The sequence below is a fragment of the Pseudomonas kuykendallii genome, assembly GCF_900106975.1.
Lineage (GTDB): Bacteria > Pseudomonadota > Gammaproteobacteria > Pseudomonadales > Pseudomonadaceae > Pseudomonas_O > Pseudomonas_O kuykendallii.
Genome location: NZ_FNNU01000005.1, coordinates 329,141 through 341,534, shown reverse-complemented (window position 1 = coordinate 341,534; position 12,394 = coordinate 329,141). Strand labels below are relative to the sequence as shown.

The window sequence follows — 12,394 nt, the reverse complement described above, 5'->3', positions numbered from 1 at the left end:
CAGTACCGGAACTGGCGGCAAACGAAGACGAAACGACGCAGTACGGGTTGATCCACGCACTGGTCCTGGACGGCAAGGGACGAGCGCGTCCGATCGACTACACGCAGTTGGAGGTCCTCCAGCTCGGCGACGAAGAAAGCGTCTGGCTGCACTGGCATCGCCACCATCCGCAGTCGCAGGCGTGGCTGCGCAATGAAAGTGGTCTGAGCGATTTCGCCTGCGACCTCCTGCTCGAAGAGAACACCCGGCCGCGGCTGCTGCCGCTGCCGGGTGACGAGCTGCTGGTGTTCCTGCGCGGGGTCAACCTGAACCCCGGAGCCGAACCGGAGGACATGGTATCCCTGCGCATTTTCGCCGACTCCCGCCGGGTAATTTCCTTGCGCCTGCGCTCGCTGCGCTCCACCGATGAACTGTTGCAGCAATGGGCTGAGGGAAGAGGGCCGAAGGGCCCATCCGAGGTCATCCTGCACCTGGCCGACGCCCTGACCGAAAAGGTCGATCAACTGATCGAGTCGTTGTCCGAAGAGGCCGATGCGATGGAGGAGTCGACCGCGGCAGGGGAAAGCTACACGGAGCAGGGGCGTGTCCTGTTGCTGCGCCGCCGCGCCGCGAGCCTGCGCCGCTTCCTGTCGCCGCAGCGGGAGATCTTCACCCAGCTCGCGCGCAACCATCTGCCCTGGTTCGCCAATGACGATGGCGACTACTGGAACGAACTGAGCAACCGCCTGGTGCGTTATCTCGAGGAGCTGGAGCTGATCCGCGAGCGCGGCCATCTGATCATCGAATCCGAACAGCGCCGCATGAGCGAGCGAATGAACCGCACCATGTACCTGCTGGCGATCATCACCTGCTTCTTCCTGCCGATGACCTTCCTCACCGGACTGCTCGGTATCAACGTCGGCGGCATTCCCGGCGCCGACAGCCGCTACGGTTTCGTTGGCGCCTGCGCGCTGATGGCCGTTCTTGGGGTTTCGCAGTGGTGGATCTTTCGTCGCCTGCGTTGGCTGTGATGTGACTCGATGGCGCGACGTCGCGTCTAGCCGAGAGATCATCCGAGGTACGTATGCACGATCCTTTCGAAGAATCCCTGCGCGATATGCTCAAGGGCTCATCGTCCTCACGCGATGACGATGCCTGCCTCGACCGCGTATTGAAGACTGCCAACCGTCAGGTTGGCGTCGGCGATCTGTTCAGCCTGGCGGGCCACTGGTTCGAGGCGCTGATGATCGCCCTCAACAGCGGCGCGGCGAACGTCTCGCCGCGGAGCCGCCGTTCCTCACCCGACCGCACCGATAAGGCTGATTGAAGATGGAATTCGACCCTTGGACACAGAGCCTCGTTAACGCCATGAGCACCATGTGGGGCTCGGTCGCGGCGTTCATACCGCGGCTATTCGGTGCGCTGGTGGTCGTGCTGCTTGGCTTCATCGTCGCCAAGCTGCTCGATACCCTGTTGTCGAAGCTGCTGGCAAAGATCGGCCTGGACCGCCTGATGGCCGGGACCGGCCTTACCAAGCTGCTCGGCCGCGCGGGTATCCAGGTGCCGGTATCGACGCTGATCGGCAAGATCGTCTACTGGTTCGTTTTGCTGGTGTTTCTGGTTTCGGCGGCGGAATCGCTGGGGCTGGAGCGGGTGTCGGCAACGCTCGACGTGTTCGCCCTTTATTTGCCCAAGGTCTTCGGTGCGGCGCTGGTGCTGCTGTCCGGCGTACTGCTGGCGCAACTGGCCAGCAGCCTGGTGCGTGGCGCGGCGGAGGGTGTCGGTCTCGACTACGCCAATGGCCTGGGCCGGGTGGCGCAGGCGATGGTGATCATCATCAGTATCTCGGTGGCGATCGGCCAACTGGAAATCAAGACCGACCTGCTGAACAACGTGATCGCCATCGTGCTGATCTCGGTCGGTCTGGCCGTGGCGCTGGCGCTGGGGCTCGGCAGTCGCGACATCGCCAGCCAAATCATCGCCGGCATCTACGTGCGCGAACTGTATGAAGTCGGTCAGGACGTGCGCATCGGCGATATCGAAGGTCAGATCGAAGAGATCGGCACCGTGAAAACCACCTTGCTGGACGCCAATGGCGAACTGGTTTCCGTGGCCAACCGGATTCTCCTCGAGCAGCGGGTCAGTAGCCGCTAAGGGCGCAATCCCTGCTAATGTATGCCGCCGCCGGACGGTCCCCAGGGGACCGCGGAGGCTGCTATCGATCTGACTGTCGGCCCGACTTGTTTTGAACAAAACCCAATCTGCCCCCCAGCGCTACGATCCCCGCGAGCTTACCGATGAGGAATTGGTACAGCGCGCGCATGCCGAACTGTTCCATGTCACCCGTGCCTACGAAGAGTTGATGCGGCGTTATCAGCGCACCTTGTTCAATGTCTGTGCCCGCTATCTGGGTAACGACCGGGATGCCGACGATGTATGTCAGGAAGTGATGCTCAAAGTGCTCTACGGCCTGAAGAACTTCGAAGGCAAGTCGAAGTTCAAGACATGGCTTTATAGCATTACGTATAACGAATGCATCACCCAGTATCGCAAGGAGCGTCGTAAGCGGCGTCTGCTCGACGCCCTCAGTCTCGACCCGCTCGAGGAGGCCTCCGAGGAGAAGGCTCCAAAGGTTGAAGAGCGCGGCGGGCTTGACCGCTGGCTGATTCATGTCAACCCGATTGACCGGGAAATCCTCGTGTTGCGTTTCGTCGCGGAACTCGAGTTTCAGGAAATTGCCGACATCATGCATATGGGCCTGAGCGCGACAAAAATGCGCTACAAAAGGGCGTTGGATAGGCTTCGTGAAAAATTTTCGGGCATTTCCGAAACTTAGTGGGGCAATAAGCTCTCATATGGTCAGGCCCGCTCTGGTAAACTATTGCCAAGTTAGCGAGCATCGGCCTGCTGGCTTATTCATCACACTTGATGGGGATTTAAACGGATGAAACTCAAGAACACCTTAGGCGTTGTCATTGGCTCTCTGATAGCCGCGACTTCTGTTCACGCGCTGGCCCAGGGCCAAGGCGCTGTCGAGGTGGAAGCTTTCGGTAAGAAGTACTTCACCGACAGCTCTAAAGACGCTTCGAACGCCAAACTGTTTGGCGGTTCGGTCGGCTACTACCTGACCGACGACGTCGAGCTGGCTCTGTCCTACGGCGAGTACCACGACATTCGTGGCGATAGCGACACTGGCAGCAAGAACATCAAGGGCAACCTGGCTTCCCTCGATGCTATCTACAACTTCGGTACTCCGGGTGTAGGCCTGCGTCCGTACGTTTCCGCCGGCCTGGCTCACCAGAGCATCGGTCAGGCGACTCGCGGCGGTCGTGACCACAGCACCTTTGCCAACGTCGGTACCGGCGTGAAGTACTACTTCACCGAAAACTTCTTCGCTAAAGCCAGCGTCGACGGCATGTACAACATCGACCGCGGCGAAACCGAGTGGATGGCTGGCGTAGGCGTCGGCATGAACTTCGGTGGCGGTGCTCGCGAAGTCGCAGCGGTCGAGCCGGCTCCGGCTCCAGCCCCGGCTCCGGTCGCTCAAGAGCCGGAACCGGCTCCTGAAGTTGTTCGCGTCGAGCTCGACGTGAAATTCGACTTCGACAAGGCCACCGTGAAGCAAGACAGCTATGGCGACATCAAGAACCTGGCTGACTTCATGAACCAGTACCCGCAGACCACCACGACCGTTGAAGGCCACACCGACTCCGTCGGCACCGACGCCTACAACCAGAAGCTCTCCGAGCGTCGTGCTGCTGCCGTCAAAAACGTGCTGGTCAACCAGTACGGCGTAGCCGGCAACCGTGTTGACTCCGTCGGTTACGGCGAGTCGCGCCCGGTGGCTGACAACGCGACCGAAGCTGGCCGTGCCGTCAACCGTCGCGTAGAAGCCGAAGTGGAAGCCCAGGCCAAGTAAGCCTCGGGATTCTGTCGAACCGCTCCGGCGGTTCGGCAGAAGAAAAAAGCCCGCCTCGAAAGAAGCGGGCTTTTTTGCGTCTGTCGATCGGGAAACCGGTTGGTTTCGCCGCGAGCAAAGCAAAACGCCCCGGCGTTCGGGGCGTTTGCTCAGGATCGATCACCGCGACCGGTCAGGCCATCACTCTTCGATGTTGCCCATCGCGGTGGTGTTGAAACCGCCGTCGACGTAGAGGATTTCACCGCTGATGCCCGAGGCCAGGTCGGAGCAGAGGAACGCGCCGGCGTTGCCCACTTCGTCGATGGTGACGTTGCGGCGCAGCGGGGTCTGTTTCTCGTTGGCCGCGAGCATCTTGCGGAAGCTCTTGATGCCGCTTGCCGCGAGCGTACGGATCGGGCCGGCGGAGATGGCGTTGACGCGCGTGCCTTCCGGGCCGAGGCTGCCGGCCAGGTAGCGGACGCCGGCTTCCAGGCTCGCCTTGGCCATGCCCATCACGTTGTAGTTCGGCATGGTGCGCTCGGCGCCCAGGTAGGAGAGCGTCAGCAGGCTGCCATTGCGGCCCTTCATCAGTTCGCGACCGGCCTTGGCCAGGGCGACGAAGCTGTAGGCGCTGATGTCGTGGGCGATCTTGAAGCCTTCACGGGTGGTGACTTCGGTGAAGTCGCCGTCGAGCTGGTCGCCCGGGGCGAAGCCGACCGAGTGGACGATGATGTCCAGGCCGTCCCATTTCTTACCCAGCGCTTCGAAGACCGAGGCGATTTCCTCGTCGTTGGCGACGTCGCAGGGGAAGCACAGCTCAGGGTTGGAGCCCCAGCCCGCAGCGAACTCCTCGACGCGGCTCTTGAGCTTTTCATTCTGATACGTGAAGGCGAGTTCGGCGCCTTCGCGGTGCATGGCGGCGGCGATACCCGAGGCGATCGAGAGCTTGCTGGCGACACCAACAATCAGTACGCGCTTACCGGCGAGAAAACCCATGTGCTTATCCTCTTTCTTGGTTTGGCGACGGTTGCGGGGCCAGAAAGGCGGCCTCCAACAACTGCCGTGTATAAGGGTGCTGCGGGGCGGCGAAGACTGCATCCGCCGGGCCGCGTTCAACCACCTGACCCTGCTTGAGCACCATCAACTGATGACTCAGCGCCTTGACCACCCCCAGATCGTGGCTGATGAACAGGTAGGTCAGGTTGTACTTGGCCTGTAGCGATCGAAGCAACTCCACTACCTGACGTTGAACCGTCCGATCGAGCGCCGAAGTGGGCTCGTCGAGCAGGATCAGCGCCGGCTTCAGCACCAACGCGCGGGCAATGGCGATTCGCTGCCGTTGCCCGCCGGAAAACTCGTGGGGGTAGCGGTGCCGGGTGTCCGGGTCCAGACCTACCTCCTTGAGCGCGTCGATGATTGCCTGTTCCTGTTCAGCCTCGTTGCCCATGGCGTGAATCCGCAAGCCTTCGCCGACGATCTGCGCCACCGACATACGGGGGCTGAGACTGCCGAACGGGTCCTGGAAGACCACCTGCATCTGCCGCCGCAGCGGGCGAACCTGCTGCTGGGTCAGCTGATCCAACGGCTGGCCCTGGAAACGAATCGAACCCTGGCTCGCGATCAGACGCAGGATCGCCAGACCCAGCGTCGACTTGCCCGAACCGCTTTCGCCGACGATCCCCAGCGTCTGGCCTTTCGGCAGACTGAAATCGACTCCGTCCACTGCCTTGATGTGATCGACGGTGCGCTGCAGCAGCCCTTTCTTGATCGGGAACCACACGCGCAGGTCTTGCACTTCCAGCAGCGGCGGCCCCGGCGGATTGGCGGCTGCCTCCCCACGGGGCTCGGCGCAGAGCAGTTCACGCGTATACGGATGCTCGGGCGTCTGGAACAGTTTTTCACACGACCCCTGTTCGACGATGCGTCCGCACTGCATGACACATACGCGATGCGCTATTTGCCGAACCAGGTTCAGATCGTGGCTGATCAGCAGCAACGCCATGCCCAGGCGCGCCTGCAATTCCTTGAGCAGGGTGAGGATCTTCAGCTGCACGGTGACGTCCAGCGCGGTGGTCGGCTCGTCGGCGATCAGCAGTTCCGGCTCGTTGGCCAGGGCCATGGCGATCATCACGCGCTGCCGTTGTCCGCCGGATAACTCGTGCGGATAGGCTTTCAGGCGCTTGTGCGGATCGACGATGCCGACCAGCTCGAGCAGCTCCAGCGTGCGCTTTGTCGCCGCCTTGCCGCGCAGGCCCTTGTGCAGGGTGAGCACCTCGTTGACCTGCTTCTCGATGCTGTGCAGCGGGTTCAGCGAGGTCATCGGCTCCTGGAAGATCATCGCGATGCGGTTGCCGCGGATGTGCCGCAGACGCTGTTCGCTCTGGGCCAGCAGGTCCTGGCCGTCGTAGAGGATCGAGCCGGCGGGATGCTGGGCAAGCGGGTAGGGCAGCAGGCGCAGGATCGAGTGGGCGGTGACCGACTTGCCGGAGCCGCTTTCGCCGACCAGCGCCAGGGTCTCGCCCTTGCGGATGTCGAAGCTGACGCCCTCGACCACGCGCTGGCACTGGTTGCCGGCGACGAACTCGACGGCCAGGTCGCGCACTTCGACGAGGTTCTGGGGTGACGATATCTCGCTCATGAAGCGCTATTTCCTCGGATCGAATGCATCGCGCGCGGCCTCACCGATGAACACCAGCAGGCTCAGCATCAGCGCCAGCACGGCGAATGCGCAGATACCCAGCCAGGGTGCCTGCAGGTTGGATTTGCCCTGCGCCACCAGTTCGCCCAGTGACGGCGAGCCGGCCGGCAGGCCGAAGCCGAGGAAATCCAGGGCGGTGAGGGTGCCGATGGCGCCGGTGAGGATGAAGGGCATGAAGGTCATGGTGGAAACCATGGCGTTGGGCAGGATGTGACGGAACATGATCGCGCCGTTCTGCATGCCCAGTGCCCGCGCCGCACGGACGTACTCGAGGTTGCGCCCGCGGAGGAACTCGGCGCGCACCACGTCCACCAGGCTCATCCAGGAAAACAGCAGCATAATGCCCAGCAGCCACCAGAAGTTCGGCTGAACGAAGCTGGCGAGGATGATCAGCAGATAGAGCACCGGCAGCCCGGACCAGACCTCCAGGAAGCGCTGCCCGAGCAGGTCGACCCAGCCGCCGTAGAAGCCCTGCAGCGCACCGGCGAACACGCCGATGATCGAGCTGAGGATGGTCAGGGTCAGGGCGAACAGCACCGAGACGCGGAAGCCGTAGATGATCCGGGCCAGCACGTCGCGGCCCTGGTCGTCGGTGCCCAGCCAGTTGGCCGCCGAGGGCGGCGCGGGGGCGGGCACGGAGAGGTCGTAGTTGATCGCGGCATAGTCGAAGGGGATCGGCGGCCAGATCATCCAGCCGTCCTTTTCCTCGATCAGCTCACGGATGTAGCGGCTCTTGTAGTTGGCCTCCAGCGGGAATTCGCCGCCGAACGCGGTTTCCGGGTAGCGCTTGGCCACCGGGAAATACCACTCGCCGTCGTAGCGCACCACCAGCGGTTTGTCGTTGGCTATCAGCTCGGCGCCCAGGCTCAGGCCGAAGAGGATGAGGAACAGCCAGAGCGACCACCAGCCACGCTTGTTGGCCTTGAAACGCTCGATGCGGCGGCGATTGAGAGGAGAAAACGTCATCTCATTTCTCCCGGCTTTCGAAGTCGATGCGCGGATCGACGAGGGTGTAGGTGATGTCGCCGATCAGCTTCACCAGCAGGCCCAGCAGGGTAAAGATGAACAGGCTGCCGAAGACCACCGGATAGTCACGGTTGAGCGCGGACTCGAAGCTCAGCAGGCCGAGGCCGTCGAGGGAAAAGATCACCTCGATCATCAGCGAGCCGGTGAAGAACATGCCGATGAAGGCCGACGGGAAGCCGGCGATGATCAGCAGCATGGCGTTGCGGAACACGTGGCCGTAGAGCACGCCGGTACGCGAAAGCCCCTTGGCTCGGGCGGTGACCACGTACTGCTTGTTGATCTCGTCGAGGAAGCTGTTCTTGGTCAGCAGGGTAAGGGTGGCGAAGTTGCCGATCACCAGCGCCGACACCGGAAGCGCCAGGTGCCAGAAATAGTCGAGGATCTTGCCGCCCCAGCTCAACTCGTCGAAGTTGTTGGAGGTCAGCCCGCGCAGCGGGAACCAGTCGTAGTAGCTGCCCCCGGCGAACACCACGATCAGCAGGATGGCGAAAAGGAACGCCGGGATCGCATAGCCGACGATGATCGCCGAGCTGGTCCAGACGTCGAACGCGCTGCCGTGGCGGGTGGCCTTGGCGATGCCCAGCGGAATCGACACCAGGTACATGATCAGCGTGCTCCACAGCCCGAGCGAGATCGACACCGGCATCTTCTCGACGATCAGGTCGGTGACCTTGGCGTTACGGAAGAAGCTCTCGCCGAAATCCAGCTGCGCGTAGTTCTTCAGCATGATCCAGAAGCGTTCCGGCGCCGACTTGTCGAAGCCGTACATCTTCTCGATCTCGGCGACCAGTTCGGGGTCGAGCCCCTGGCCGCCGCGGTAGTTGGAGTGCCCGCCGGAAACCTCCGATCCGCCGCCGGAAATCCTCCCGGTGGCACCGCCGGCAGCCGCATCGAAGCCTTCGAGCTTGGCGATCATCTGCTCGACGGGCCCGCCGGGCGCGGCCTGGACGATGATGAAGTTGATCAGCAGGATGCCGAACAGCGTCGGCAGGATCAGCAGCAGGCGGCGAAAGATATAGGCGAGCATCTAGTGCGCTTCCTGCTCGGCCGGGGCGCCGTCGGTTTCGGGCGCGACCTCGGCTTCGCCTGGCTTCTGCCACCAGGTCATCATGCCGAAGTCGTACAGCGAGGTGGTTTCCGGGTGGGCGAGGCGCGTCCAGTAGGCCACCCGCCAGGTATCGACGTAGTAGTTCGGCACCACGTAATTGCCCCATTGCAGCACGCGGTCCAGCGCACGGCAGTGGAGGATCAGGCTCTTGCGCGAGTCGGCGCGGATCAGCCCCTCCACCAACGTGTCGATGGCCGGGTCGCGCAGGCCGATGAAGTTGCGGCTGCCGGGGCTGTCGGCGCTGCGCGAGTGCCAGAACTCCATCTGCTCGTTGCCCGGCGAATTGGACTGCGCCCAGGTCGCGGGGACCATGTCGAAGTCACGCGAACGCAGCCGGTTGATGTACTGCGAGACGTCGACCCGGCGGATCTGCAGGTCGATGCCCAGCTCGGCGAGGTTGCGCTTGAACGGCAGGATGATCCGCTCCAGGTTCGCCTGCGCGGTGAGGAACTCGAACGCCAGCGGCTTGCCGTCCGGGCCGACCATCTTGTCGTTCTCGATCTTGAAGCCGGCCTCGGTGAGCAACTGGTAGGCACGGCGTTTCTGGTCGCGAATGATTCCGCTGCCGTCGCTGACCGGGGGAGCGAAGACCTGGGTGAACACCTCGTCGGGAATCTTGCCGCGCAGGGGCTCGAGGATTTTCAGTTCGTCGGCGTCCGGCAGCGCCGTGGCGGCCATCTCCGAGTTCTCGAAGTAGCTCCGGGTGCGCTTGTAGGAGCCGAAGAACAACTGCTTGTTGGTCCACTCGAAGTCGAACAGCTGGGCGATCGCCTCGCGCACGCGGCGGTCCTGGAACACCGGCCGGCGGATGTTGAAGGCGAACGACTGCATGCCCGCCGGGTTATGGTTGACCAGGTTTTCCTGGACGATCTTGCCGGCGCGCAGGGCGGGGCTGTCGTAACCCGTTGCCCAGTCCTTCGCCGAGTACTCCAGGTTGAAATCGAACTGGCCGGCCTTGAAGGCCTCCAGCGCCACCGAGGAGTCGCGGTAATAGTCGACGTTGATCGCGTCGAAGTTGTAGTAGCCGCGGTTCACCGGCAGGTCCTTGCCCCACCAGTCCTTGACCCGCTCGTAACGGATCGAACGCCCCGGATCGACCTTGGAGACGCGGTACGGGCCGCTGCCCAGTGGCGGTTCCAGGCTGCTCTTGGCGAAATCGCGGGTGGCCCACCAGTGCTTCGGCAGCACCTGAAGCTGGCCGAGAATCAGCGGCAGCTCGCGGTTGCCGGGGTGCTTGAAGTCGAAACGCACGCGCTGCTTGTCCTCGACGACCACCTTGTCGACGTCCGCGTAATAGTGGCGATACATCGGGTCGCCCTTGTCCACCAGCGTCTGGAAGGTGAACTCGACGTCCTCGGCGGTGACCGGCGTGCCGTCGTTGAAGCGTGCCTTGGGGTTCAGGTAGAAGCGCACGAAGCTGTTGTCCGGCGCCTTTTCGATCTTCTCCGCCAGCAACCCGTACTCGGTGAAGGGCTCGTCCGGGGAGTGGTAGGTGAGCGTGTCGTAGATCAGACCGAGCTGATCCGCCGAGTTGCCCTTGGGAATGAACGGGTTGAGGCTGTCGAAACCGTTCAATCCGGAGAGGCGGAGGATGCCGCCCTTGGGCGCATCCGGATTCACCCAGGCGAAGTGCTTGAAGTTCGCCGGGTACTTCGGCGCTTCGTCGTACAGCGTGATCGCATGCTGGGGGCCGGCGCAAACGGTGCCGGCCAGCGCCAGCAGCAGCGCGGCGCAGCCGAATCGGCGAAGTGCGCTCAGGGTATTGCTCATCGGGAATTCTCCGTGGGCTTCAGCCACCAGGCGCGCAACCCGAGGGTGTAGGGCGGCGTGGTGACGAAGGCGAAGCGATTGCGGTACGCGATGCGATGATAATCGATGTACCAGTTCGGAATGCTGTAGTGCTGCCAGAGCAGGACCCGGTCAAGGGCGCGGGCGGCGGCCTGCTGCTGGGATTCGGTGCCGGCGGCGAGCAGGCTTTCGAGCAGCCCGTCGACCACCGGATTGGCGACGCCGGCATAGTTGCGGCCGCCCTTGAGCGCCACCTGGCTGGAGTGGAAGTACTGCCACTGCTCCAGGCCGGGGCTGAGGGTCTGTGGCAGGGTCAGCAGGATCATGTCGTAGTCGTACTGGTCCAGGCGCTGCTTGTACTGCGCGCGGTCCACCGTGCGCAGACTGACGTCGATACCGATGCGGGCGAGGTTTTCGGCGTACGGCTGCAGAATGCGCTCCAGATTGGGATTGACCAGCAGTATCTCGAATCGAAGGGGCCTGCCGTCGGCATCCAGCAGGCGTTGCCCGGATAGCCGGTAACCGGCTCCGGCCAATAGACCGAGCGCACGGCGCAGGGTTTCCCGGGGGATGCCACGCCCGTCGGTGTGCGGAACATCGAACGGCTCCTCGAAGAGCTTCTCTGGCAACTGCGCGCGGTAGCGCTCCAGCAGCTGGAGCTCGGCGTCGGTGGGCACGCCGGTGGCCGAGAACGCGCTGTTGGGGTAGTAGCTCTCCGCGCGCCGGTAGGCGTCGTTGAACTGGGTGCGATTGGCCCACTCGAAGTCGAACATCAGGCCCACGGCCTCGCGCACGGCGATGTCGGCGAACGGCGCACGGCGACTGTTCATGAACAGCGCCTGGGTCTGGGTCGGGATCTTGTGCGGGATTTCCGCGCGCACCACCGCGCCCTGCTCCACGGCCGGAAAGCGATAGCCGTTGGCCCAGTTCTTCGCCTGATGCTCAATGTAGATATCGAATTCGCCGGCCTTGAACGCCTCGAAGGCGATATGGCTGTCGCGGTAGAACTCCACCTCGACGCGATCGAAATTGTACTTGCCGCGGTTCACCGGCAGGTTCTCGCCCCACCAGTTGACGACCCGCTCGAACACCAGCCGGCGGCCCGGAGAAACCCGGGTGATGCGATACGGCCCGCTGCCCAGAGGCGCCTCATAGGTGGTGGCGGTGAAGTCGCGGTCCTTCCAGTAGTGCTGCGGCAGCACCGGCAACTCACCCACGCGCAGGATCAGCAGCGGGTTGCCCGCGCGCTTGAAGACGAAACGGATGCGCTGGCGACCGAGAATGTCGACGCGCTCCACTTCCTGCAGGCTGGTGCGGTACTGCGGATGGCCCTTCTTGCGCAGCAAGCGGTAGGAAAACGCCACGTCGTAGGCGGTTATCGGCACCCCGTCGTGGAAGCGCGCCTCCGGGCGCAGGTTGAACACCACCCAGCTGCGGTCCTCGTTGTATTCCACGCTCGAGGCGATCAGTCCGTAGCTGGACGCCGGCTCGTCGCCCGACGGGTCATAGTCTCCGGTGCCGGCAAGCAGCGTTTCGTTCAGCTCGCTGACCCCGTAATCGAGGAAGTCCGCGGTGCCCGACGGCGGGCTGCCCTTGAGGGTGTAGGGATTGAGAGTGTCGAAGGTGCCGGACGCCATCACCCGCAAGGTGCCGCCCTTGTGCGCTTGCGGATTCACCCAGTCGAAGTGGTTGAAGTCGGCCGGATACTTGAGCGTTCCGAACTGCGCATAGCCGTGGCTGACGCTGATCGCGGCGAAGGCCGGCGTGCAGGTCATGAGGCCGAAGAGCAGAGAGAGAAGAAAACGCATCAGGCGGGAAATCCGATCCAGGACGACGGCACGTGGAATGGGGATCGGTACAGTAGCAGCTTGCCTCCCTCGGCCGGAAGGCGCGGAGG

Annotated in this window: 11 protein-coding genes; 5 read left to right on the top strand and 6 right to left on the bottom strand. The window is 63.2% G+C overall.

The genetic code is table 11. The features are described from left to right. The first annotated feature begins 11 nt into the window (after positions 1-11). The 5 genes from BLV15_RS17520 (at position 12) to BLV15_RS17500 (ending at position 3,898) form a co-directional block, all read left to right on the top strand. A complete protein-coding gene (locus BLV15_RS17520; RefSeq protein ID WP_090231085.1) occupies positions 12-1,010 on the top strand; it encodes a zinc transporter ZntB in 999 nt (332 codons plus the stop codon). A gap of 53 nt (positions 1,011-1,063) precedes the next feature. Then, complete coding sequence (locus tag BLV15_RS17515) at positions 1,064-1,306, top strand: CrfX protein (RefSeq protein WP_090230979.1); 243 nt, start codon at positions 1,064-1,066, stop codon at positions 1,304-1,306. Positions 1,307-1,308: 2 nt separating this feature from the next. After that, positions 1,309-2,133, top strand: a complete 825-nt coding sequence (locus BLV15_RS17510; RefSeq protein WP_090230978.1) for a mechanosensitive ion channel family protein — start codon at positions 1,309-1,311, stop codon at positions 2,131-2,133. Between the two features lie 91 nt (positions 2,134-2,224). Further along, positions 2,225-2,815: an RNA polymerase sigma factor SigX gene (gene sigX / locus BLV15_RS17505; protein WP_090230977.1), complete on the top strand. Its 591-nt coding sequence runs from the start codon at positions 2,225-2,227 to the stop codon at positions 2,813-2,815. Between the two features lie 108 nt (positions 2,816-2,923). Continuing rightward, positions 2,924-3,898, top strand: a complete 975-nt coding sequence (locus BLV15_RS17500) for an OmpA family protein (protein WP_090230976.1) — start codon at positions 2,924-2,926, stop codon at positions 3,896-3,898. 180 nt (positions 3,899-4,078) lie between these two features. Here BLV15_RS17500 and fabI read toward each other — a convergent pair whose 3' ends face one another. From fabI to BLV15_RS17470, 6 genes are read right to left on the bottom strand one after another with little or no spacing between them, the layout of a single operon-like run. Further along, entirely contained in the window at positions 4,079-4,873 is a 795-nt protein-coding gene (gene fabI / locus BLV15_RS17495) for an enoyl-ACP reductase FabI (RefSeq protein WP_090230975.1), read from the bottom strand. 4 nt (positions 4,874-4,877) lie between these two features. Beyond that, a complete protein-coding gene (locus BLV15_RS17490; protein WP_175534390.1) occupies positions 4,878-6,515 on the bottom strand; it encodes an ABC transporter ATP-binding protein in 1,638 nt (545 codons plus the stop codon). A gap of 6 nt (positions 6,516-6,521) precedes the next feature. Beyond that, complete coding sequence (locus BLV15_RS17485; protein WP_090230974.1) at positions 6,522-7,541, bottom strand: ABC transporter permease; 1,020 nt, start codon at positions 7,539-7,541, stop codon at positions 6,522-6,524. A 1-nt stretch (position 7,542) separates the two neighbouring features. Further along, positions 7,543-8,628: a microcin C ABC transporter permease YejB gene (locus BLV15_RS17480; RefSeq protein ID WP_090230973.1), complete on the bottom strand. Its 1,086-nt coding sequence runs from the start codon at positions 8,626-8,628 to the stop codon at positions 7,543-7,545. After that, positions 8,629-10,479, bottom strand: a complete 1,851-nt coding sequence (locus BLV15_RS17475) for an extracellular solute-binding protein (protein WP_090230972.1) — start codon at positions 10,477-10,479, stop codon at positions 8,629-8,631. Continuing rightward, complete coding sequence (locus tag BLV15_RS17470) at positions 10,476-12,305, bottom strand: extracellular solute-binding protein (RefSeq protein ID WP_090230971.1); 1,830 nt, start codon at positions 12,303-12,305, stop codon at positions 10,476-10,478. Before BLV15_RS17470 ends, BLV15_RS17475 begins: the two co-directional genes overlap by 4 nt. Between the last annotated feature and the right edge of the window lie 89 nt (positions 12,306-12,394).

Bases quoted from the DNA above. Each gene is read 5' to 3' on its own strand.
- BLV15_RS17515 (WP_090230979.1), top strand. From the start codon at position 1,064: ATGCACGATCCTTTCGAAGAATCCCTGCGCGATATGCTCAAGGGCTCA.
- BLV15_RS17510 (WP_090230978.1), top strand. From the start codon at position 1,309: ATGGAATTCGACCCTTGGACACAGAGCCTCGTTAACGCCATGAGCACC.
- BLV15_RS17500 (WP_090230976.1), top strand. From the start codon at position 2,924: ATGAAACTCAAGAACACCTTAGGCGTTGTCATTGGCTCTCTGATAGCC.
- fabI (WP_090230975.1), bottom strand. From the start codon at position 4,873: ATGGGTTTTCTCGCCGGTAAGCGCGTACTGATTGTTGGTGTCGCCAGC.
- BLV15_RS17490 (WP_175534390.1), bottom strand. From the start codon at position 6,515: ATGAGCGAGATATCGTCACCCCAGAACCTCGTCGAAGTGCGCGACCTG.
- BLV15_RS17485 (WP_090230974.1), bottom strand. From the start codon at position 7,541: ATGACGTTTTCTCCTCTCAATCGCCGCCGCATCGAGCGTTTCAAGGCC.
- BLV15_RS17480 (WP_090230973.1), bottom strand. From the start codon at position 8,628: ATGCTCGCCTATATCTTTCGCCGCCTGCTGCTGATCCTGCCGACGCTG.
- BLV15_RS17475 (WP_090230972.1), bottom strand. From the start codon at position 10,479: ATGAGCAATACCCTGAGCGCACTTCGCCGATTCGGCTGCGCCGCGCTG.
- BLV15_RS17470 (WP_090230971.1), bottom strand. From the start codon at position 12,305: ATGCGTTTTCTTCTCTCTCTGCTCTTCGGCCTCATGACCTGCACGCCG.